This is a genomic window from Sphingomonas montana (assembly GCF_001956315.1).
GTDB classification, from domain to species: domain Bacteria; phylum Pseudomonadota; class Alphaproteobacteria; order Sphingomonadales; family Sphingomonadaceae; genus Sphingomonas_R; species Sphingomonas_R montana.
This window is the reverse complement of the sequence record NZ_MOLY01000041.1, coordinates 52,847-76,514: the sequence shown is the minus strand read 5'-3', so window position 1 is coordinate 76,514 and position 23,668 is coordinate 52,847. Positions and strand designations below refer to the sequence as shown.

Here is a 23,668-nt window from a genome sequence, read left to right as displayed (position 1 = left end):
CCCCATGAAATCGCATCGCTTCGCCATCCATAGCCTCGGCATCAGCCTCGCGCTCGCGCTGTCCACACCGGCATTTGCCGGCAACTCGCTGGTTCCGGGCGGCGCACCGGTCGCCGTGGCGAAATCCACGCTGACCGTCACGCCCGCGACGGAGTGGAACCGGCTCGGCGCACGTCCCGGTCGCAACGCCGAAACCTGGACGCTCGACGGGGATACGCTCAACGATCTCACCTTCTACGGCGGCATCGCCGATGGCCAGCCGATCGTGCGAGAAGTCTCGAAGAAGGCCCGCCCCCTGCCCCGGTTCAGCGGCACGATGCTGCTGAACGACCTTCCCGCGCTGTTCGAACAGACCTACCGAGTCGCGCTCGATACGCCGTTGATGGAGATCGGCCGTGTCGAGCCGACCCGATTCGCCGGCCGCCCGGGCGTTCGGTTCGGCTACCGCTTCACCCGGCCCGACGAGAATGTCGAACGGATGGGCGAAGGCTATGCCGCAATCGTCGACGGCAAGCTCTACATGGCGACGTTCGAAGCTCCCGCGATCCACTATTTCGCAAGCGGCATCGACGCGGCCCGCGCAGTCGCGACCAGCGCCGTCCTGCCATAGCGACAGACACAAGCGGGGTTGGCTTTCCAACACCGATCTTCTATATGGGTTCCTATAGCCGCGCCGCCTTTCGAGGGGGACCGCGGCGGTCCGGCCTCCCCGGGACACGATCCGACATTGCGCGACGGATCGCGACGCATTGGGAAGACCGGAAATCATGACGCTGAAACTGCGATATCCGCTCGGATGCCGCAGTTTTTTGTCGTGCTGCGTATCTGCGGTCCCGCCCTTTTGCAGGCGGTGACCGCGACGAACCGGTTTCACGGCGCGCTGCCACAGCGTGCCGACGAATTTGAGCGCGAAGGATTATCCATGGCGACCCAGGCAATCACCCCAACCGTGCAAGGTGCCGCGAAGAAGCGCATCCGCAAGGTGTTCGGCAACATCCACGAAGTCGTGCAGATGCCGAACCTGATCGAGGTGCAGCGCGAGAGCTACGAGCATTTCCTGCGCTCGCGACCCGAGGACAGTTACATCTCCGGCCTGGAAAAGACGCTGCGCAGCGTCTTCCCGATCCGCGACTTCGCCGGCACCGCCGAGCTCGATTTCGTGAACTACGAGCTGGAAGAGCCGAAGTTTGATACGGACGAGTGCCGCCAGCGCGGCATCACCTATGCGGCGCCAATGCGCGTCACACTGCGCCTGATCGTGTTCGAAGTGGATCCGGACACGGAAACCCGCTCGGTGCTCGATATCAAGGAGCAGGACGTCTACATGGGCGACATGCCGCTCATGACGTCGAACGGCACGTTCATCGTCAACGGCACGGAACGCGTGATCGTCAGCCAGATGCACCGTTCGCCGGGCGTCCTGTTCGATCATGACCGCGGCAAGACGCACGCCTCGGGCAAGTATCTCTTCGCCGCCCGCGTCATCCCGTATCGCGGTTCGTGGCTCGACTTCGAATTCGACGCCAAGGACATCGTCAACGTCCGCATCGATCGGAAGCGCAAGCTGCCGGTCACGACGTTGCTCTACGCGCTCGGCATGAACGACGAGGACATCCTCAACCACTTCTACGGCACGGCGACCTATGTCCGCGGCCAGGGTGGCTGGCAGGTGCCTTACGTCGTCGAGAATTGGCGCGGCCAGAAGCCGTCGTTCGACGTCGTGAACGCGGAGACCGGCGAGGCCGTGTTCCCCGCCGGCACCAAGATCAGCCCGCGCGCCGCCAACAAGGCGGCCAAGGACGGCCTGTCGATGCTGCTGATCCCCACCGAGGAGATTTTCGGCCGCTACAGCGCGTTCGACCTGATCGACGAGGCCACCGGCCGGATCTACATCGAGGCCGGCGACGAAGTCAGCCCCGAGAATCTCGAGATGCTCGACGCCGCCGGCATCGAGAAGCTCGAACTGCTCGACATCGACCATGTCTCGACCGGTCCGTGGATCCGCAACACGCTCAAGGCCGACAAGGTCGAGGAGCGCGACCATGCGCTGTCCGAAATCTACCGAGTCATGCGCCCCGGCGAACCGCCGACGAAGGAAACCGCGGAATCGCTGTTCTCCGGGCTGTTCTTCGACCCGGAACGCTACGACCTGTCCGCCGTCGGCCGCGTGAAGCTCAACATGCGCCTCGACCTCGATGTCGAGGACACGGTCACCACGCTGCGCGCCGAGGATATTCTCGAGGTCGTCAAGACGCTTGTGAACCTCAAGGACGGCAAGGGCGAGATCGACGACATCGACAATCTCGGCAACCGCCGCGTGCGTTCGGTGGGCGAGCTGCTCGAGAACCAGTACCGCGTCGGCCTGCTCCGCATGGAGCGTGCCGTGAAGGAGCGGATGTCCTCGGTCGACGTGTCGACGGTCATGCCGAACGACCTTATCAACGCCAAGCCGGCGGTCGCCGCGGTGCGTGAATTCTTCGGCTCGTCGCAGCTGTCGCAGTTCATGGATCAGACGAACCCGCTGTCCGAAGTGACGCACAAGCGTCGCGTGTCCGCACTCGGGCCCGGTGGTCTGACGCGTGAGCGCGCCGGCTTCGAGGTCCGCGACGTTCACCCGACGCATTATGGCCGCATCTGCCCGATCGAAACGCCGGAAGGCCCGAACATCGGTCTGATCAACTCGCTGGCGTCGTTCAGCCGCGTGAACAAGTACGGCTTCATCGAGACGCCGTACCGCAAGGTCATCGACGGCAAGGTGTCGGACGAGGTCGTGTATCTCTCCGCCATGGAGGAAGCCAAGCACACGATCGCGCAGGCCAATGCCGAGCTGGACGAGACTGGCGGCTTCGTCGAGGAGATCATCTCCAGCCGCGAGGCCGGCGAGTTCCTGATTGCCCCGCGCGACCACATCACGCTGATGGACGTCAGCCCCAAGCAGCTCGTGTCCGTGGCCGCATCGCTCATTCCGTTCCTGGAAAACGATGACGCCAATCGCGCGCTGATGGGCTCCAACATGCAGCGTCAGGCCGTGCCGCTGGTCCGTGCCGAGGCGCCGTTCGTCGGTACCGGCATGGAAGAGACCGTGGCCCGGGACTCCGGCGCCGCCATCTCCGCCAAGCGCGGCGGCGTGGTCGACCAGGTCGACGCCGCCCGCATCGTCATCCGCGCGACGGAGGGCATCGAAGCCGGCAAGTCCGGCGTCGATATCTACACGCTGATGAAGTTCCAGCGGTCGAACCAGTCGACCTGCATCAACCAGCGTCCGTTGGTGAAGGTCGGTGACATCGTCGACAGGGGCACCGTGCTGGCCGACGGTCCGTCGACCGAGTTCGGCGAACTGGCGCTCGGCCGGAACACCCTCGTCGCGTTCATGCCGTGGAACGGGTACAACTACGAGGATTCAATCCTCATCTCCGAACGGATCGTGAAGGACGACGTGTTCACGTCGATCCATATCGACGAGTTCGAAGTGATGGCCCGAGACACCAAGCTCGGGCCGGAGGATATCACCCGCGACATCCCGAATGTGGGTGAAGAGGCGCTGCGCAACCTCGACGAGGCGGGCATCGTCTATGTCGGGGCCGAGGTCGAGCCGGGCGATATCCTCGCCGGCAAGATCACGCCGAAGGGTGAATCGCCGATGACGCCGGAGGAGAAGCTTCTCCGCGCCATCTTCGGCGAAAAGGCGTCGGACGTGCGCGACACCTCGCTTCGCCTGCCGCCGGGCGTGTCCGGTACGGTCGTCGACGTCCGCGTCTTCAACCGTCACGGTATCGACAAGGACGAGCGCGCGATGGCGATCGAGCGCGAGGAGATCGACCGGCTGACCAAGGATCGCGAAGACGAACGCGGCATCCTCAACCGGTCCTCCTACGCCCGCCTGCAGGACATGCTGGTCGGCCAGACCGCTGCGGCCGCCCCCAAGGGCATCCGCAAGGGAACGGCGATCGACCAGGCGCTGCTCGACACCGTCGAGAAGCGCGACTGGTGGAAGTTCGCCGTCGCCGACGACGCCCGCCAGTCCGATCTGGAGGCCGTGAAGGCGCAGTATGACGACGCGGTCAGCATCATCGTGAAGCGGTTCGAGGACCGTGTCGAGAAGCTGCAGCGCGGCGACGAGCTGCCGCCGGGCGTGCTGAAGATGGTCAAGGTGTTCGTCGCGGTGAAGCGCAAGCTGCAGCCGGGCGACAAGATGGCCGGCCGTCACGGGAACAAGGGCGTCATCAGCCGCATCCTGCCGAACGAGGACATGCCGTTCCTCGCCGACGGGACGCCGGTCGATATCGTGCTCAACCCGCTCGGCGTGCCGTCGCGCATGAACGTGGGTCAGATCTTCGAGACGCATCTGGGCTGGGCCGCACGCGGCCTGGGGCAGCAGGTCACGCAGGCGCTCGAGGAATGGCGCGAAGCCAATCCGGACGGCGTCACCGCGGCCGGCTCCCCGCCGGAAGCGGTCAAGGAGCGGTTGAAGACGGTTTATGGCGAGCAGTATCATGCCGACATCGACAGCCGGACCGACGAACAGATCGTCGACCTGGCCGCCGTCCTGAAGAACGGCGTGCCGATGGCGACGCCGGTGTTCGACGGCGCCCGCGAAGCGGACGTGGCAGCGATGCTGCGTCTCGCGGGTCTCGACGAAAGCGGTCAGTCGGACCTGTTCGACGGCCGCACCGGCGAAATGTTCGATCGCAAGGTGACGGTGGGCTACATCTACATGCTCAAGCTGCATCATCTTGTGGACGACAAGATACACGCCCGGTCGATCGGCCCCTACTCGCTCGTCACGCAGCAGCCGCTGGGTGGTAAGGCGCAGTTCGGTGGTCAGCGCTTCGGCGAGATGGAGGTCTGGGCACTCCAGGCCTACGGCGCCGCCTACACGTTGCAGGAAATGCTGACGGTGAAGTCCGACGACGTCGTCGGCCGCACCAAGGTCTACGAGGCGATCGTCAAGGGCGACGACACGTTCGAGGCCGGCATTCCGGAAAGCTTCAACGTGCTGGTCAAGGAAATGCGCTCGCTCGGCCTGAACGTGGAACTCAACACCCACGAACCGACCGCCGAAGAGCTGGCCGACGCCGCCGAGTAACCTTCTGCTCCCTCTCCCGCGTGCGGGAGAGGGCCGGGGAGAGGGGCGAGCCTAGCGAGCAGCCAGGCCCCCTCACCCTCCCACCGCGAAGGCGCGGCGGGCCCCTCCCTCTCCCCTCACCGGGGCGCGGGGCAAGTTTCGAGAAGAGGTTCTTCCATGAACGAACTGACCAACTTCGCCAATCCGGTCGCCAAGACCGAGACGTTCGACCAGATCCAGATCGGCATCGCCTCCCCCGAGCGCATCCGTTCCTGGTCGTTCGGCGAGATCAAGAAGCCAGAAACCATCAACTACCGCACGTTCAAGCCGGAACGTGACGGCCTGTTCTGCGCGCGCATCTTCGGTCCGATCAAGGATTACGAGTGCCTGTGCGGCAAGTACAAGCGCATGAAGTACAAGGGCATCGTCTGCGAGAAGTGCGGCGTCGAGGTCACCGTGTCCAAGGTCCGTCGCGAGCGGATGGGCCACATCGAGCTCGCCGCTCCCGTCGCGCACATCTGGTTCCTGAAGTCGCTGCCGTCGCGCATCGGCCTGTTGCTCGACATGCAGCTCAAGCAGCTCGAGCGCGTCCTGTATTTCGAAGCCTATATCGTCATCGAGCCGGGCCTCACCCCGCTCGAAAAGTATCAGCTTCTGAACGAGGACGAGCTGCTCGAGGCGCAGGACGAGTATGGCGAGGACGCCTTCTCCGCCGGCATCGGTGCTGAGGCCGTCCGCCGGATGCTCGAGGACCTCGACCTGGAAGGCGAGAAGGCCGACCTGCTGAAGGAGCTGGCCGAGACCAAGTCCGAGCTGAAGCCCAAGAAGATCATCAAGCGGCTGAAGGTCGTCGAGAGCTTCCTCGAATCCGGCAACCGCCCGGAATGGATGATTCTCGAGGTCGTCCCCGTGATCCCGCCCGAGCTGCGCCCGCTGGTGCCGCTCGACGGCGGCCGCTTCGCCACGTCCGATCTGAACGACCTCTATCGCCGCGTCATCAACCGCAACAATCGGTTGAAGCGCCTGATGGAACTGCGCGCGCCGGACATCATCGTCCGCAACGAGAAGCGCATGTTGCAGGAGTCGGTCGACGCATTGTTCGACAACGGCCGCCGCGGCCGCACGATCACGGGTGCCAACAAGCGTCCGCTGAAGTCGCTGTCCGACATGCTCAAGGGCAAGCAGGGCCGCTTCCGCCAGAATCTGCTCGGCAAGCGCGTCGACTATTCCGGTCGTTCGGTCATCGTGACCGGTCCCGAGCTGAAACTGCACCAGTGCGGCCTGCCCAAGAAGATGGCGCTCGAGCTGTTCAAGCCGTTCATCTATGCGCGCCTCGATGCCAAGGGTCTGTCGATGACCTTGAAGCAGGCGAAGAAGTGGGTCGAGAAGGAGCGCAAGGAGGTCTGGGACATCCTGGACGAAGTGATTCGCGAGCACCCCGTGCTGCTCAACCGCGCGCCCACGCTTCACCGTCTGGGCATCCAGGCGTTCGAACCCGTGCTGATCGAGGGCAAGGCGATCCAGCTTCACCCGCTGGTCTGCTCCGCCTTCAACGCCGATTTCGACGGCGATCAGATGGCGGTCCACGTGCCGCTGTCGCTCGAAGCGCAGCTTGAAGCCCGCGTCCTGATGATGTCGACCAACAACATCCTGTCGCCCGCCAACGGCAAGCCGATCATCGTGCCGTCGCAGGACATGGTGCTGGGTCTGTACTATCTGTCGATGTTGAAGGAAGGCGAGCCCGGCGAGGGCATGTTGATCTCCGACATGGTCGAGGTGCATCAGGCGCTCAATGCCAAGGCGGTGACACTGCACACCAAGATCGTCAGCCGCGTTCCGCAGACGGACGAGGCCGGCAACCAGTATATGAAGCGTTTCGAGACCACGCCGGGCCGCATGCTGCTGGGCGAGTGTCTGCCGAAGAACTTCAAGGTGCCGTTCGACACCGTCAACCGCCTGCTGACGAAGAAGGATGTCGGCGACGTGATCGACGAGGTCTACCGCCACACCGGCCAGAAGGAGACCGTGCTGTTCGCCGACGCGATCATGTCTCTCGGTTTCCGCCACGCGTTCCAGGCCGGCATCTCGTTCGGCAAGGATGACATGATCATCCCCGCCGCTAAGGTCGAACTGGTCGACGAGACCAAGGCGCTCGTGAAGGACTTCGAGCAGCAGTATCAGGACGGCCTGATCACGCAGCAGGAGAAGTACAACAAGGTCATCGACGCCTGGTCGCGTTGCGGTGACCGGGTCTCCGACGAGATGATGAAGGAGATCAAGGCGGTCAAGAAGGACCCGGAGACCGGCCGTGAAATGCCGATCAACGCGATCTACATGATGGCCCACTCCGGTGCCCGCGGTTCGCAGGCGCAGATCAAGCAGCTCGCCGGCATGCGCGGCCTGATGGCCAAGCCGTCGGGCGAGATCATCGAAACGCCGATCATCTCGAACTTCAAGGAAGGCCTGACCGTCCTTGAATATTTCAACTCCACCCACGGCGCCCGCAAGGGTCTCGCGGATACGGCGTTGAAGACCGCCAACTCGGGCTACCTGACCCGCCGTCTGGTCGACGTGTCGCAGGATTGCGTCGTGGTCGAACTCGACTGCGGCACGGAACGCGCGCTCGACATGAAGGCGATCGTCCAGGGCGGTTCCACCATCGCCTCGCTCGGCGAACGCATCCTCGGTCGCACGACCGCGGAGGACATCGTCGACACCAAGAACAACGAGGTCCTGATCCCGTCCGGCACGCTGCTGGACGAGGCCATGGTCGCGCGGATCGAGGCCGTCGGCACGCAGGGCGTCAAGATCCGCAGCCCGCTGGTCTGCGAATCGAAGGGCGGCGTCTGCGGCGCCTGCTATGGGCGCGATCTCGCCCGCGGTACGCCGGTGAACATCGGTGAGGCCGTCGGCGTCATCGCGGCGCAGTCGATCGGCGAGCCCGGCACCCAGCTGACGATGCGGACGTTCCACATCGGCGGTGCGGCGCAGCTCAACGAAGTCTCGAACCTCGAAGCCGTCACCGACGGCCGGATGGAATATCGCGACTTGCGCATCATCATGGACACGCGCGGCCGCCGCGTGTCGCTCAGCCGCTCGGGCGAACTCGCGATCATCGATCTCGATGGGCGCGAGCGGGCGACGCACCGTATTCCGTACGGCGCGTACCTGCTGTTCGACGACGGTCATGTCGTGACCAAGGGCGACCGGATGGCGGAGTGGGATCCCTACACCATGCCCGTCATCACCGAGACGGGCGGCGTCGTGAAGTATGTCGACCTGGTCGACAAGCAGACGCTGTCCGAGCAGACCGACGAAGCGACCGGCATCACGCAGAAGGTGGTGATCGATTACCGCGCCACCGGCCGCAAGGAGGATCTGCGTCCGCGGATCACCCTGATGGACGATGCCTCGGGCGAAACCGCACGTTACATGCTCACCACCGGCGCAGTGCTGTCGGTCGAGGACGGCCAGGCCGTCTCCGCGGGTGAGGTGCTGGCGCGTGTGTCGCGTGAATCGGCCAAGACCCGCGACATCACCGGCGGTCTGCCGCGGGTGGCGGAGCTGTTCGAGGCACGCAAGCCGAAGGAGAATGCGATCATCGCAAAGGTCTCGGGCCGTGTCGAATTCGGCAAGGACTACAAGGCCAAGCGCAAGATCAGCATCCGTCCGGACGACGGCAGCGAACTGATCGACTACCTGATCCCGAAGTCGAAGGTCATCGACGTTCAGGAAGGCGATTACGTCAAGCGTGGCGACAACCTGATCGGCGGTTCGCCCGATCCGCACGATATTCTCGAAGTGCTCGGGATCGAGCCGCTGGCGGAATATCTCGTTTCGGAAATCCAGGAGGTCTATCGTCTGCAGGGCGTGAAGATTAACGACAAGCACATCGAGACGATCGTCCGCCAGATGCTTCAGAAGGTCGAGATCACCGACGCGGGGGACACGCAGTTCCTGGCGGGCGAGCAGATCGATCGTCTGGAAATGGACGAAGCCAACGAGAAGCTCGAGAAGGGTGCGATGCCGGCACAGGGCAAGCCGATCCTGCTCGGCATCACCAAGGCGTCGCTGCAGACCCGCAGCTTCATCTCGGCCGCATCCTTCCAGGAAACGACCCGCGTGCTGACCGAGGCGTCCGTCCAGGGCAAGATCGACAGCCTGACGGGCCTGAAGGAGAATGTGATCGTCGGCCGCCTGATCCCGGCCGGTACGGGTGCGGGCCTCAACCGCCTGCGCGTCACGGCCAACAGCCGCGATGCCGCTCTCCGCGCCGCCAACCGCGGTTTTGCGGCGGCGACCGCGGCGGCCTCGGCCGCGGCGGTCGAGAAGGCGCTGATCGCGCCGTCCTCGGCCGCCGAGGAGCATGAGGCGGAACTGGCCGACGCGAACGTCTCGGTCGGCAACGATCCGCTCGGCAATGCGGTCGGCGAAAGCCATGGCACCGATGCCGACGCCGGGGAATATCTGAACGACTGACCATCCGGTCGATCGCGCACGCGGATAACGCCGTCGTTCCCGAATGGGGGCGGCGGCGTTGTCCGTTCTGGCGGCTGGTGATCCCGCCTGTCCGGCCTACTGTTCCGTTTGGATCGGCACTCCGTTAGATCGTACGTTGTCGCGCTCGGGATCCCTGTCCCGCGCTGTTCCCCGCATCGAATACACCGCCGGGCCGCGGCCTCTTGTCGCCACCGCGGAAAAACGCAACAATCCGTGCAGGACGGACGTTCAGTGAACCGTTCGACATCAGGGAGACGAGACGATGGTAGCCAAGAAGGCCGATCCGGCCACGAAGGACGAGGCCAAGCCCGCCGCCAAGAAGGCCGCCGCGCCGAAGAAGGCCGCTGCGCCGAAAACCGCTCCGGAAGGCGGCAAGCGCACCGACGGCATCCACAAGCCGGTCCAGCCGTCCGCCGAACTTGGCGAGATCGTCGGCAACGATCCTATCGCCCGCGGTGAGGTAGTGTCCAAGATGTGGGAATATATCAAGAAGAACGATCTTCAGGATCCCAAGGACAAGCGCCAGATCAACGCCGATGCGAAGCTGGAGAAGATCTTCGGCAAGAAGAGCGTGAGCATGTTCGAGATGAACAAGCATCTATCCGCACATCTGAAATAGGCGACCATCGTCGCGGATGGGGCGGACATCCCCCGCCCCATCCGACCACGGTCCTGTGCTGCGACCGTTCACAGCGATATCGGGCGCTGTACCCTGGTCCGACAGCCCGATGCGGGTTCAGGCCGGTTCCGGTGGTATCGTCCGGCAGGACAGGCTAGGGGCGCGCGATGCAGCCAACCGAACTTCGCGTCGCGCTTTTCAGCGGCAATTATAATTATGTGCGGGATGGTGCAAACCAGGCGCTCAACCGCCTCGTCGGATATCTGCAGCGACAGGGTGCGCAGGTCCGGATCTATTCCCCGCGCACCGATAGACCCGCCTTCGCGTCGGTGGGCAAGGTCGTCAACATTCCGTCCGTGCCCTTCCCCGGCCGCGGCGAATATCGCCTCCCGCTGCTTATCTCGCCGCATGCGCGCGCCGATCTCAAGGCGTTTGCGCCGAACATGGTCCATGTCGCCAGCCCCGAATTTGTCAGCCACCGCGCCGTCACCATCGCGCGCGCGCGCGGCGTGCCGGTCGTCGCCTCGGTCCACACCCGCTTCGAAACCTATCCGCGCTATTACGGGTTGACCTTTCTCGAACCGGCGGTGGCCGCGATCCTGCGCCGCTTCTACCGGCGGTGCGACGCGATCTTCGCACCGTCCGAATCGATGGCGCAACTGCTGCGCGAACAGCGCATGAATTACGATGTCGGCATCTGGTCGCGCGGCGTGGACCGTGAGATCTTCACACCCGACCGGCGCAGCATGGACTGGCGACGCTCGCTGGGGCTGGCCGACGATGCCGTGGTGATCGGCTTCCTCGGCCGGCTGGTGATGGAGAAGGGGCTGGACGTGTTCTCCGACACGGTCGACCGCCTCCGCCGGCGCGGCATCGCGCACCGCGTCCTGATCGTGGGCGAAGGGCCGGCGCGCGCCTGGTTCGAACAACGCCTGCCCGACGCGATCTTCACCGGCCAGCAGACGGGGGCCGACCTCGGTCGCGCGCTGGCATCGATGGACCTGTTCTTCAACCCGTCGGTCACCGAGACGTTCGGCAACGTCACGCTGGAAGCGATGGCGGTCGGCCTGCCCGTCGTCGCCGCCCGCGCGATCGGCAGCGAAAGCCTGATCGACGACGGCGTCAGCGGCCGGCTGATCGCACCGGGTGGGGTGGAGGCCTTCGCCGACACCCTAGCCACCTATGTCGGCGATCATGCCCTCCGCCGTGCGGCCGGCGCGGCCGGCGAACGCGCTTCGCAACGCTACACCTGGGACGCGGTCAACCAGACGCTGCTCGACGCCTATCTCCGCATCGCCGAACATCGCCGCAACGGCGGCAAAGCTCCGAAAGGCCCGCTGGGCTGAATGCAGCGGCGCGTCGCTTTCTCGGCCCAACCAGAACCGTCATCCCGGCGCTGGCCGGGATTTCGATCCGGTAGAGCACCCAGCCCAAGCCCAAACGATATTCCGGCCCCCGCCGGGATGACGACTGCCCGGGGAACCGGTCGCGGACCGGCGCGACAAAGTTGGCCACCCTCACCCCGCCCCCCTATATCGATCGGCGATGGACCTGTTCGCCCCCGCCCCCGATCCCAGCGCGTCGCAAGATACCGCACCACTCGCGGACCGGCTGCGTCCGGCCACGCTGGCGGAGGTTATCGGTCAGGACCATCTCGTCGGTGCGGACGGCGCGATCGGGCGGATGGTCGCGGCCGGGCGGATGTCGTCGATCATCCTGTGGGGGCCGCCCGGTACGGGCAAGACCACGATCGCGCGGCTGCTCGCCGACGCGGTCGGGCTGCGTTACGCTGCGGTCTCGGCCGTCTTCTCCGGCGTGGCGGAGCTGAAGAAGATCTTCGCCGAGGCGCGCGACCATCGTCGGCTGGGCCAGCGCACGCTGCTGTTCGTGGACGAGATCCACCGCTTCAACCGCGCGCAGCAGGACGGCTTCCTGCCCTATGTCGAGGACGGCACCGTCGTGCTGGTTGGCGCAACCACCGAGAATCCCTCGTTTGAACTCAACGCCGCGCTGCTCAGCCGCGCGCAGGTCCTGATCCTCAACCGGCTCGATGCGGTTGCGCTGGGTGGCCTGCTCGATCGTGCGGAGGCTGTCGAGGAACGCCCGCTCCCGCTGCTTCCCGACGCGCGGGCCGCACTCATCGCATCGGCGGACGGCGACGGCCGCTTCCTGCTGAACCAGGCGGAAACGCTGTTCGGCATCGCCGTCCCCGCCCCGCTCGACCCCGCCGGGCTGGCCGCCCTCCTCCACCGCCGGATGGCCGTGTATGACAAGGATCGCGAGGGACATTACAACCTCATCTCGGCGCTCCACAAGGCCGTGCGCGGCTCGGATCCGCAGGCGGCGCTCTACTATCTCGCGCGCATGCTGGTGGCGGGGGAGGAGCCGCTGTTCCTGCTCCGCCGGCTGGTGCGGATGGCGTCGGAGGATATCGGCCTTGCCGACCCGCAGGCGCTGGTCCAGTGCCTCGCCGCCAAGGACAGCTATGATTTCCTCGGTTCGCCGGAGGGTGAACTGGCGATCGCCAACGCCTGTGTCTACCTCGCGACCGCGCCCAAATCGAACGCCGGCTATGCCGCGTGGAAGGCGGCGGCCCGGTCCGCCAGGGAAACCGGATCGCTGATGCCGCCCAAGCTGATCCTGAACGGATCGACCAAGCTCATGAAGGATGTCGGCTACGGCAGCGGCTATCATTACGATCACGACCAGCCGGACGCCTTTTCCGGCGACGATTACTGGCCGTCGGAAATGGCGCCGCAGACCTTTTACGTCCCCGTCCCGCGCGGGTTCGAGGCGAAGATCGCCGAGCGTCTCGCTTATTGGGACGGGCTCCGTGCCGACCGGCGGAGCGATCGCCCCGGTCGGGGCGTTTAGCACCCGAAGGAGAGGCGCCATGCTCGAACATATCCCCGAAGGCCTGGGCGAGGCGATGCGCGACATCCGCCCCGGCCTGGAACGGCTCGTCTGGGCGGACCCCGCGCTGGTCGATGTCCCCGACACGATCCGGCTGACAAGTTCCGCGTTCCAGGACGGCGCGCCGTTGCCGGTCCGCTTCACAGACGATGGACCCGGCGTGTCGCCGCCGCTGGCATGGGACGCGATTCCCGATACCGCCGCCGAACTGCTGCTGATCGTCGAGGATGCCGACCCGCCGCTGCTGTCGCCGCTCGTCCACGCCATTGTCCACCGCCTCACCCCCGCTGCGGGATTCCTGACGGAAGGCGGCATGTCCGTGGACGATCCCGGCATCCATATCGGCCGCAATTCCTACCTGCGCACCGGCTGGCTCGCGCCCGATCCGCCCAAAGGCCATGGTCCTCACCGCTATGTGTTCCAGCTTTACGCGCTGGGCGCACCCAGCGAACTGGGCGAACATCCGGGCCGTAGCGCGGTGCGCGACGTCGTCGAGGCGCTGGCCATCGCCCGCGGACGCCTGATCGGAACCTATGAGCGGACCTGACCGGCCGTCCCGTCTTACAGCTGACGCCTATCCTGGTCCGATCCACTAATCGGACATCTAACGTCCCTTCCGGAGCCTGCATCAATGTCCGTCGCATTTCGTCGCGAGAGCGACGAGGAACATCTCGAACCGCGTCCCGACCTGCCCATCCCGCCCGGCCCCAACCTCGTCACCGCGCGTGGCCTCGCGCTGATCGCGCAGCAGGCGTCCGATTGGGAGGCGCGTTTGGATGCCGCGCTCGCCGCCGTCCCCGACGAAGCGGCGATCAAGGAAGTGCGGCGCAACCTGCGCTACTGGCACGCCCGCCGCGCAACCGCACAGGTCGCGCCGATACCCGACGGCACGACCGTCGCGTTCGGCACGCGCGTTACCTACGCGCGCGACGAAGACGACACGCAGACCGTCGATCTGGTCGGCGAGGACGAAGCGACGCCTGCCGAGGGCCGCATCGCCTTCACATCCCCGCTAGCTCGCGCGCTGATGGGGCTGGTCCCGGGCGACATCGCCGCCTTCCGCGCCGGCGGCCGGACGACCGACCTCGACGTCGTTGCTGTGGCACCGATCCCGGTCGACTAGGCTCCGTCCGAGAGGATCGCTCATTCAGGTCCCGTTTGGTTCGAGCCTTTCGAGAATTCCGCGCAGGGTTCTCAACAGACTTGAACCAACCGGACCGCTCCGTGCCTTAGTCCGAATTCACTCCGGTCCGAAACGGGCGGACCGCATTCAGTCCGCCGCCGTCACCCGAAAACCCGCGGCCGGACCTCCAGCACGCCATCCTGCACGATCAGTTCGTTGAACGAAGGCCGGCTGGTACGCAGCCGTTCGGACAGCGTGCCCGCCCCGATCAGCCGCACGGTCCGCCCCGCTACCGGATGGGGCACATCGAACGGATCATGGACATGCCCGCTGAGCACCGCATCCGCCCCCGCCGCGCCAAGCGCCGCCAGTGCCGCGGCCCCGCCGGCGGTCCGCGCCTCGCCGTGAACATGCGGACCGTCGATCAGCGGGTGATGGCATAGGATGATTGCCAGCGTATCGGCCGGCTTGGCCCTCAACTGCGTCAGCGCCGACACCAGCCCGCGCGCGCTGACCCGTCCATAGGCCCAGTTCGTCCGCCACTGGAACCGCGCCGTGGTCTTCAGCGGGATCAGCGCCACACCCGGCAGGTCGATCGGCCGTTCCAGCGCGCGTTCCACTGCGGCATAGCGGCGATAGGGCGACAGCAGCCGCATCAGCGGATTGTGGTACGGAATATCGTGATTGCCCGGTTCGATCGTCACCGGCACGCCCAGCCGCTCCAGCCAGGTCCGCGCCGCCGCATATTCGCTAGCCCGCGCGCGCATCGTCAAGTCGCCGGTACAGATCACCGCCGTCGGCTTCTCCGCATGGACCAGTCGTTCGAACCAGTTCAGTGCTTCGCCGTCGGCGCGGCCGAAATGCAGGTCCGAGACATGAAAGAGGCGTATCGTCATCGCGCGACTACGCCCCGCCCCGTCGGGAGTTCCGCCCGGATGGCAACGCGGTTCAGTCCGTCGATACGCCGCCGACGCGGCGCCGGATCGTCAACATCGCCCGCAGCCCTTCCGGTTGCAGGTCGAACTTTACCGTCCCCCGCATCTGGCTGCGCACGATGCTGGTCAGCATGCGCCAGCCGAAACCCGGCACCGGCTGCGCCGTCACGGCTGGCCCGCCGGTTTCGATCCACTCGATCGTCACGCCGTCCCCATCCTCGACCGGGGCCCAGCGGATCACTACGCGCCCGCCCGGCACCGACAGCGCACCATGCTTCGCCGCGTTGGACAGCATTTCGTGCATCACCAGCGCCAGCGGCTGGACCTGCACCGGCGCGATCGCCACCGGCGGCCCGCTCGGCACGACATGCTGCCGCCCGAACGGTTCCATTTCGCCGCGGATGATCGCCTCCAGATCGACGTCGCGCCACCCGCCCGCCGCCAGCAGGCCATGCGCATGCGCGATCGAATCGACGCGCCCCTGCACCGCGCGGGCATAGGCCGCCGCATCGTCCGACCGGCTGAGCCGGACGATCCCCTGCACCAGCGCCAGCGCGTTCTTGGCGCGGTGGTCCACTTCCTTCAGCAACCGATGCTCGGATCTTTCCAGCGACGCCGCCTGTCGCCGGTCGGTGACGTCCAGTTGCGATGCGAAATAATAGGCGACGGAGCCGTCATTGTCGCGGATCGGGCTGATATGCAGCTCGTTCCAGAACGCGCTGCCGTCCTTGCGGTAATTCAACAGCGCGACGGTGACGTCGCGTTCGGCGGCCAATCCCTCCCGGATCTCGGCGACTGCGGCCGGGTCGGTATCGCGCCCCTGCAGGAAACGGCAATTGCGCCCGATGATCTCGTCCGCACCATAGCCGGTCAGGGTCAGGAACGCCTGGTTCGCCAATATGATCGGTTCGTCGGGCTGCCGCGCGTCGCTGACCACGATCGGCATCCGCGTCCGTTCGACCGATATCAGCGCCAGCGCGGCGCGGTCCGTCAGCCCGATCTCGGATGCCGCGGCAGGGTCTGCGGGCAAACGCGTCGTGGGGGCCAGGATTTCGGTCACGCCGTACCTTTTGTTGCATTGTGCTTCGTCTGAACGTCCGGACTCATGCCAGGTTCACCGCATTTATTGCACCGGCCGCGCGGAACCGTTGCGGAACGTCGCCGTTCCGGCACCGCCGCGGACATGAACGATCGCACCCCTCACCTTCCGACCGGAGCCCTATTCATGCTGCGTTTCCTCATCGCCGAAAGCGAGACGAAGACGGAACGCGACGCACGGCGGGCGCATGTCGGCACCAGTTCGGGCGAAACCTATATCGATACGCTGCGCGAACTGGCGCCCGGGGCCGCCTGCGATCGCATCACCCCGGCCGATCCCGGTGCTGTGGCACCCGATGCCGCGGCACTGACCGGCTATGACGCGGTCTTCATCACCGGCTCGCCACTCCACGTCTATGACGACAGCCCGGAGGTGCGGCGGCAGCTCGATTTCATGCGCGCGGTGTTCGCATCCGGCACACCCGCCTTCGGGTCCTGCGCCGGGTTGCAGGTTGCGGTCGCGGCTGCCGGTGGCCGCGTGCGGGCCATGGGCAAGCGGCAGGAGGCCGGGTTCGCCCGCCGGATCACACCGACCGCCGCCGGCCGGGACCATCCCCTGCTGGGCGGCCGCCCCGCCGCATATGATGCGCCTGCGATCCACGGCGACGAGGTCGAGGCGCTGCCCGCCGACGCGACTCTGCTCGCCTCCAACTCGGTCACCGCCGTCCAGGCGGCCGAGATCCGCCATGACGGTGGGATCTTCTGGGGCGTGCAATATCATCCCGAACTGTCGCTCGGCGAAATCGCGGTCGCGCTCCGCCGGCAGCAGGACGACCTGATCGAACAGGGCCTCGTCGCCAACGGCGCGGACCTCGAACGGCAGGCCGCGCTGATCGAAACGCTGGGCGACGATCCGACCCGGCACGATCTTGCCTGGCAGCTTGGCCTGAACGAGCAGGTGGTCGAACTTGCCGCCCGCCGCACCGAACTGCGCAACTTCATCGACCATCTCGTCGCCCGCATCCGCCGCAACCGCGGCCGGGCCTGACCGCCCCGTTTACTCGGCCCGAGTGAGGCCCACCGCAACCTCGTGTCCCGCCAGCCCCGGCACCGCAACCGGGAAACTGAACAACGCCCCCGCCAGCGGTTGTGCCGCCAGCGCTTCCGCATCCAGACCCTGCCGCGCGGTCGTGGCAAAGGCGGTGCGCAGGTCCGGCCCGCCGAACGCAACCTTCGTCACATTGGCCACCGGGAAGGACACGCTGTCCACCAGCGTCCCGTCCGGCGCATAACGCCGGGCACACCATCCGCCGTACAGGCCGACCCAGACATGCCCCTCGCTGTCCATGCTCACCCCGTCGGGGTGGCCGTCCGCCGGATCGATCGTGGCGAACACCCGCCCCGCGTCGATCCCGCCGTCGGCATCCAGCGCAAAGGCGTGGATCGTCCGGCCCAGCGTATCGACATGGTACAGCGTCGCGCCGTCCGGGCTGATCGCCGGGCCGTTGGTGATGACGCACTGCCCGCCCATCGCGCGTGGCGCGCCGTCATGATGCAGCCGGTACAGCATGCCGCTGGACGCCTGCTCGTCATTGTCCATCGTCCCGAACCACAACCGGCCGGCATGGTCCACGACCGCATCGTTCAGCCGGTTGCGCGGCAGTTCCGGTTCGACGCCCATGAAATGCGCGAACGATCCGTCCGCCGGATCGAACCGATGCAAGCCGTCCGCCATGCCGACCACGAACCCGCCGTCCGCCGCCGGCAGGGCGAACCCCGGCATGCCGGGTGCGTCCCAACTGCCGCGATCGCCGCTGGCCGGATCGAACCGGTGGATACGCTGTCCCTTGATATCGGTGAACCACAACGCGCTGTCGCGCCCCACCCACACCGGCCCCTCGCCCAGTTCGGTGGCAAGCGCCCATACCGGTTCGGCTGTCATCGTTTCGCCCATCGCACTCTCGCCTTGTTCCGGATCCTGTTTCCCTGCACCCGTCACGATCTAGGCCGCAACGTGCCGTCGCCACGCGGTCACCAGCGCCTCCGCCTTCGCCGCCACGTCGGCCGCGCCGTCGCCCGGGCGGAACAGCGCACCGCCGACGCCGACGCCCTCCGCCCCGGCCGCCAGCCACGCACCGATATTGTCCGCACCCGTACCGCCCACCGCCCACAGCCGCACTGACTTGGGCACCACCTCGCCGATCGCCTTCAGATAGGCGGGGCCGAACGCGGTCGCGGGAAACAGCTTCAGCCGCCGCGCACCCGCATCGATCGCCGCGAACGCCTCGCTCGGCGTCACGAACCCCGGCATCGGTTCCAGCCCGGCCGCCACCCCCGCGGCGATCAGCGCCGGGTTCGTGTTCGGCGTCACCATCAGCCGCGCGCCCGTCGCCGCCAGCGCGGCGACCGCATCCGCGTTCAGCACGGTCCCCGCACCGATCAGCGCGCGGTCGCCATAGGCCTGCTGGATCGCGACGATGCTGTCGATCGGGTCGGGCGAATTCATCGGCACCTCGATCAGCAGGATGCCCGCGGCCACCAGCGCGCCCGCCACCGCCACCGCCTCGTCCGGCCGCACGCCGCGCAGTATTGCCACCACCGGCGGCGCACCACCGGCCAGCACATCGTCGATCGTCATGCCTGTCGTGGTCGTCATGCCCGTCCCTCCAATACCCGCAGCCCGGCAAGCGCCGCCGCCGATCCGTCGCCATAGGTCGCACTGCGCCCATGCCGGGCCAGCGCCTGGCCATAAAGCCGCGTCAATGCCGGATCACCGACCAGCATGACCTCGCCATCCGCTGCCACGCCGGGCAGTGCCTCGCGCACCTCGTGCCCGATCGTCAGGCCGGACAGGAAGCCCACCGCCCAGCCCCGCGACCGGCCGGCCCGCAACTGCGCGGCCCGCGCCTCGAACAGCGCCCCCAGATATCCGCCCGCTTCCGCCCGCGCCAGTCCGTCGGCGAAGCCTTCGTCGCCGCCGCTGTCGTCGCCGCCCGCCGTCGTCAGGATCGACCGGTCGCGCAGCAACGCGAACAGTTCACCCGTCAGGAACGTCCGGAACCCCAAGACGCGGCCGTCCGCGACCTCCGCCCATTTCCCGTGCGTCCCCGGCAACGCGATGCAGTGCCGCCCCTGCGCCAGCGCCGGATGCAGCGCCAGCATGCCGAAGATCTGCGTCTCCTCGCCGCGCATCACGTCGGGCGCGCCATCCTCGCGCACGCAGGCCAGCCCCGGTGCGATCACGACCCGCAACGTTCCAACCGCCACCGTGCCGGCATGCGCGCGCCATCCGGCCGCATCGACCGGACATTCGGCATAGGCCACCTCCGCGATGCCGCCGCGCGATCCGGCCATGCCGCACAGCATGATCTCCGCGTCGGTCGGCAGCCCCTGCGCGAACCATGGGGCCAGCGTCGCGGCCAGCACGTCGCCGGGCGGGCCCGCCACCACGCCGATCCCCGGCCCTTCCAGCATTTTCGTCACTCGAGACCCACGCAGGCGGAACAGCCGCAACCGGCTCGTTCCCCAATCCCCCGCGATCCGGTCGCCGGCCTGCCATCCGGCCACATCCTGACCGGTGTCTTCCCGCCCGGTGTCTTCCTGCAAAGCCGCCCCACTCCCGCGTCGCGCCGGCTTGATCGCTGCCGGCATGTTCGATAGCTGTTTGTAGGACAAGAAACCTGACACGGCAAATGGGGGAGGATCGACATGACCGATCGGAAATCGGCGTTGCGGATGATCGTCGGGGGCTGGCTGCTCGCCACCGCCCCGGTCGCCGCCTACGCCCAGACGGCTCCGACGGCGCCGGCGTCGGTCGCTTCGGCTGCCCCCGCGGCGACCATGACCATCCACGCCGACCAGCCGGGCGCCCGCCTGAACCGGCAGTTGTTCGGACAATTCGCCGAACATCTCGGCACCGGCATCTATGGTGGCCTCTGGGTAGGCGAACGGTCGAAGATCCCCAACACCCGCGGCTTCCGCAACGATGTGGTGGGGGCGTTGCGCGCGTTGAAGGTGCCCGTCATTCGCTGGCCCGGCGGCTGCTTCGCCGATGAATATCATTGGCGCGAGGGCGTCGGCCCGCGCGGCAAGCGCCCGGTCAAGATCAACACCCACTGGGGCGGCGTCACCGAACCCAACAGCGTCGGCACGCATGAATTCATGGATCTCGCCGAACAGATCGGGGCGGAGGCCTATATTGCGGGCAATGTCGGCAACGGCACGCCGCAGGAAATGGCCGAATGGGTCGAGTACATGACCGCCCCCGCCGGATCATTGGCGGACGAACGCGCCCGCAACGGCCATCGCGCGCCGTGGAAGGTCCCCTATTTCGGCGTCGGCAACGAGCTGTGGGGGTGTGGCGGCAACATGAAGGCGGATTATGCCGCCGATCTCACCCGCCGCTACGGCACCTTCATCAAGGCACCCGCCGGCACCAGCATCCTGCGGATCGCCAGCGGAGCGAACGCACAGGATTACAACTGGACCGAGGTGATGATGCGCGACGCGGGCGACCGGATCGACGGCATCGCGCTGCATTATTACACGCTGCCCGGCAGCTGGGGCAAAAAGGGGTCCGCCACCGAATTCGACGAGGACGGCTGGGCGCGTACCTTGTCCAAGACGCTTGAAATGGACGCGCTGGTGACGAAGCACAGCGCAATCATGGACAAATATGATCCGAAGAAGCGCGTCTGGCTGCTCGTCGACGAATGGGGCACCTGGTATGATCCGACACCCGGCAGCAACCCCGGTTTCCTGCAGCAGCAGAATTCGCTGCGCGACGCGCTGATCGCCGCGGTCAACATCAACATTTTCGCGCACCATGCCGACCGGGTGAAGATGGCCAACATCGCGCAGATGGTGAACGTGCTGCAGGCGATGATCCTGACCGATGGCGACCGCATGGTGCTCACCCCCACCTATCACGCGTTCGATCTCTACAAACCGTTCATGGATGCCACCTATCTCCCGATCGACCTGGTCTCGCCCTGGTACAACAAGAACCAGTGGACCATGCCGTCGGTCAGCGCCGCGGCGGTCCGCGGCACGGACGGGAAAGTGCATGTCGCCCTGGTCAATCTCGACCCGAACCGGCCCGCCACCATCACCGCGAAACTGGCGGGGGTCACCGCTGGTGCCGTCACCGGCCGCATCCTCACCGCGCCTGCCATGAACAGCGTGAACAGCATGGCCCAACCCAACCTGGTCCGGCCCGTCCCCTTCACCGGCGCACAGGTCGCCGGCGACACGCTCACCGCGACGCTGCCGCCCATGGCGGTCATCATGCTCGACCTGAACTGACGGGATGGGGGGCGGAGTGCGCGTAGACCGTGACGACTTCCGGTTTACCCGCTTCCGCAACCCCTGGTTCGACCCTGTCGAGAACCCTTCGCGGTTCTCGACAGGCTTGAACCAAACGGATCAGGCACGATCTGACTCATGCGATCACAGTGTAGCGGAAGCCCCGCGGTCCGCGCCCAAGTTCAGGAACCCGGCGCGCCTGATTGAAACGTCCGGCAGCGCACATCCCGCCCAACGCTCAGTCCTCGAACGCCGCCACCACTACCCGCGCGCTGCGCAGATAGGCGTCCGCCACATGGCGCAGCGGGCTGACGTCCACGTCGCTTTCCCTGCGGGCCACCAGCGCGGCGAACCGGTCGTACAGCCCGCGATATTCCGCCTCCGGTGCCGTCTCCTGCACCATGCCGGCGATGGTCAGCACGCTGCCGCCCTTCGACAGGACCAGCGCCCCGTCGTCGGTCTCGACGCGGATGTCCCAGGTCTGCGGTCCGGTCTGCCGCCAGTCGAAGGCCGCCGTGATCGGCACGCCGGTCTCGTCGCGGAACGTCAGGTCCGCCGCGATCGGCGCGCCGCGGTTGGCCGGAAACGACAATGTCCCGTCCAGCAGGAAGAACGGCCGCGGCAGGATATGCGTCACGATCGACAGGGCGTTGATGCCCGGATCGAACACGCCCAGCCCGCCGGGTTCCCAGATCCATGCCTGCCCCGGATGCCACACGCGGACATCCTCCTTCCACGCGACCGAGACGGACCGGATGACCCGCCCCGCGATCCAGTCCTTCGCCGCCGCCACGCCCGATGCGTAGCGTGAATGCCAGCTGGCGAACAACGATACGCCATGGTCGCGCGCCAGATCGGCCAGCGTCTTGACCTCGCTCAGCGTCGCGCCCGGCGGCTTTTCCAGGAACACATGCTTGCCAGCCAGAATGGCCGCACGCGCCGCCTCGTACCGCGCCTGCGGCGGCTGGCAGAGCGCGACCGCGTCGATCGCGTCGCCGTCCGCCAGCATCGCCGCGATGTCGTGATGATAAGGCAGATCGGGCAATCCCCCGCTCCGGCTCGCCACCGCGGCCAGCGTGAAATCGGGGGATGCCGTAATCACCGGGACATGCTGGTCCCGCGCGATCTTGCCCAGTCCGACGATGCCGATCCGGATCGCCATGTCAGAGCACCTTCACGGCGACCGGAACGGCATCCGCCACCGCGATCGGGTTGCGCACCGGCAGCACGAACGGCGCGGCCTCGATCTCGAACACATCGCCCGCCTGCGTCTGCACACCTTCGCTGAACGACAGCGTGGCGGTGCCGAAGAAGTGGACATGGACGTCGCCCGGCCGGCGGAACAGCGCATATTTGAAATGATGCGCCTCCAGATTGGCGATGCTGTGCGACATGTTCGCCTCGCCCGAAAGGAACGGCTTCTCCCACATGGTCGCCCCGTCGCGCACGATCCGGCTCGTGCCCCGCACGTCCGCCGGCAGTTCACCAACCAGCAGTTCGGGGCCGAGCGCTGCCGGGCGCAGCTTGGAATGGGCGAGCCACAGATAGTTGCCGCGCTCGGTCACGTGATCGGAAAACTCGTTGCCCAGCGCGAACCCCAGCCGCACCGGCACGCCGGCCTCGTCGATCAGGTAGACGCCCGCAATCTCCGGCTCCTCGCCCATGTCCTGCGCGAACGCAGGCGACGTCAGCGGGGCACCGGGTGCCACCAGCTGCGTCCCGTCGCCCTTGTAGAACCATTCCGGCTGCACGCCTTCGGCGCCCGCTGCGGGCTTGCCGCCTTCGACCCCCATCAGGAACATCTTCATCGAATCGGTAGGGGCCGCGTCCACCTTGGCCGCACGGTGCATCGCGTCGCGCCCCTCGGCGGACCCGAGATGGGTCAGGCCGGTCCCGGTCATCGCCAGGTGCGCGGGGTCGTCATGGTCGATCGGCGGCAACAGCGTCACGGTCGCCAGGTCGACGACATCGCCGGTTCCCGCCGCGGCAACCGCGTCGGCCAGTCCCTGCCCCGCCGCGATCGCCGCCAGCGCCAACGCCCGGACCGAGCCTGCACCCGGCACGATCCGGGCCACCCCGTCTTCACGGATCGCGGCCACGGAACGGCCTCCCCCGGCATCCCGATACTGCACCAGCGACAGACGCATCCCGACTCTCCTATCCTCGTCGTT

17 protein-coding genes are annotated in these 23,668 nt (G+C 66.7%); 10 read left to right on the top strand and 7 right to left on the bottom strand.

Annotated elements, in window-relative coordinates; genetic code table 11:
• Positions 1-4 precede the first annotated feature (4 nt).
• The 8 genes from BKY59_RS11540 to BKY59_RS11505 all read left to right on the top strand — a co-directional run bounded on the left by BKY59_RS11540 (position 5) and on the right by BKY59_RS11505 (position 14,220).
• Entirely contained in the window at positions 5-610 is a 606-nt protein-coding gene (locus tag BKY59_RS11540) for a hypothetical protein (RefSeq protein ID WP_076071651.1), read from the top strand.
• 312 nt (positions 611-922) lie between these two features.
• Complete coding sequence (gene rpoB / locus BKY59_RS11535) at positions 923-5,086, top strand: DNA-directed RNA polymerase subunit beta (RefSeq protein ID WP_076071848.1); 4,164 nt, start codon at positions 923-925, stop codon at positions 5,084-5,086.
• A 156-nt stretch (positions 5,087-5,242) separates the two neighbouring features.
• The gene (gene rpoC, locus BKY59_RS11530; protein ID WP_076071649.1) at positions 5,243-9,544 is read left to right on the top strand and encodes a DNA-directed RNA polymerase subunit beta'; all 4,302 of its coding nucleotides are present in this window, start codon (positions 5,243-5,245) and stop codon (positions 9,542-9,544) included.
• Between the two features lie 283 nt (positions 9,545-9,827).
• Positions 9,828-10,184 (top strand): SWIB/MDM2 domain-containing protein, encoded by a 357-nt coding sequence (locus BKY59_RS18365; protein ID WP_076071648.1) that lies wholly within the window; start codon positions 9,828-9,830, stop codon positions 10,182-10,184.
• 167 nt (positions 10,185-10,351) lie between these two features.
• Entirely contained in the window at positions 10,352-11,530 is a 1,179-nt protein-coding gene (locus BKY59_RS11520) for a glycosyltransferase family 4 protein (RefSeq protein WP_076071646.1), read from the top strand.
• Between the two features lie 199 nt (positions 11,531-11,729).
• Complete coding sequence (locus tag BKY59_RS11515) at positions 11,730-13,058, top strand: replication-associated recombination protein A (protein WP_076071644.1); 1,329 nt, start codon at positions 11,730-11,732, stop codon at positions 13,056-13,058.
• Between the two features lie 19 nt (positions 13,059-13,077).
• The gene (locus BKY59_RS11510; RefSeq protein WP_076071642.1) at positions 13,078-13,644 is read left to right on the top strand and encodes a YbhB/YbcL family Raf kinase inhibitor-like protein; all 567 of its coding nucleotides are present in this window, start codon (positions 13,078-13,080) and stop codon (positions 13,642-13,644) included.
• Positions 13,645-13,728: 84 nt separating this feature from the next.
• Positions 13,729-14,220 (top strand): GreA/GreB family elongation factor, encoded by a 492-nt coding sequence (locus BKY59_RS11505; RefSeq protein ID WP_076071640.1) that lies wholly within the window; start codon positions 13,729-13,731, stop codon positions 14,218-14,220.
• Positions 14,221-14,381: 161 nt separating this feature from the next.
• Here the strand turns inward: BKY59_RS11505 and BKY59_RS11500 are convergent, their stop codons facing one another.
• Positions 14,382-15,116, bottom strand: coding sequence for a metallophosphoesterase family protein (locus BKY59_RS11500; protein ID WP_076071638.1), 735 nt, complete (start codon positions 15,114-15,116; stop codon positions 14,382-14,384).
• Positions 15,117-15,168: 52 nt separating this feature from the next.
• A complete protein-coding gene (gene lov / locus BKY59_RS11495) occupies positions 15,169-16,215 on the bottom strand; it encodes a blue-light-activated histidine kinase (protein ID WP_206362062.1) in 1,047 nt (348 codons plus the stop codon).
• A gap of 165 nt (positions 16,216-16,380) precedes the next feature.
• On the opposite strand from lov, the gene BKY59_RS11490 reads away from it, so the two are divergent.
• Positions 16,381-17,241: a type 1 glutamine amidotransferase gene (locus tag BKY59_RS11490; RefSeq protein WP_076071636.1), complete on the top strand. Its 861-nt coding sequence runs from the start codon at positions 16,381-16,383 to the stop codon at positions 17,239-17,241.
• Positions 17,242-17,250: 9 nt separating this feature from the next.
• Here BKY59_RS11490 and BKY59_RS11485 read toward each other — a convergent pair whose 3' ends face one another.
• The 3 genes from BKY59_RS11485 to BKY59_RS11475 are packed head-to-tail and all read right to left on the bottom strand — an operon-like array spanning position 17,251 to position 19,844.
• Complete coding sequence (locus BKY59_RS11485; RefSeq protein WP_076071844.1) at positions 17,251-18,135, bottom strand: SMP-30/gluconolactonase/LRE family protein; 885 nt, start codon at positions 18,133-18,135, stop codon at positions 17,251-17,253.
• Positions 18,136-18,195: 60 nt separating this feature from the next.
• Positions 18,196-18,831: a 2-dehydro-3-deoxy-6-phosphogalactonate aldolase gene (locus BKY59_RS11480; RefSeq protein ID WP_076071843.1), complete on the bottom strand. Its 636-nt coding sequence runs from the start codon at positions 18,829-18,831 to the stop codon at positions 18,196-18,198.
• Positions 18,832-18,845: 14 nt separating this feature from the next.
• The gene (locus BKY59_RS11475) at positions 18,846-19,844 is read right to left on the bottom strand and encodes a 2-dehydro-3-deoxygalactonokinase (RefSeq protein ID WP_083672081.1); all 999 of its coding nucleotides are present in this window, start codon (positions 19,842-19,844) and stop codon (positions 18,846-18,848) included.
• A gap of 57 nt (positions 19,845-19,901) precedes the next feature.
• Here BKY59_RS11475 and BKY59_RS11470 point away from each other — a divergent pair, with 57 nt between their 5' ends.
• Positions 19,902-21,497, top strand: a complete 1,596-nt coding sequence (locus BKY59_RS11470; RefSeq protein WP_276205508.1) for an alpha-N-arabinofuranosidase — start codon at positions 19,902-19,904, stop codon at positions 21,495-21,497.
• Between the two features lie 238 nt (positions 21,498-21,735).
• Here the strand turns inward: BKY59_RS11470 and BKY59_RS11465 are convergent, their stop codons facing one another.
• Together BKY59_RS11465 and araD1 are read right to left on the bottom strand one after the other, a co-directional pair.
• Positions 21,736-22,659, bottom strand: coding sequence for a Gfo/Idh/MocA family protein (locus BKY59_RS11465; RefSeq protein WP_076071634.1), 924 nt, complete (start codon positions 22,657-22,659; stop codon positions 21,736-21,738).
• A gap of 1 nt (position 22,660) precedes the next feature.
• Positions 22,661-23,644, bottom strand: a complete 984-nt coding sequence (gene araD1 / locus BKY59_RS11460; RefSeq protein ID WP_076071632.1) for an AraD1 family protein — start codon at positions 23,642-23,644, stop codon at positions 22,661-22,663.
• Positions 23,645-23,668: the final 24 nt, after the last annotated feature.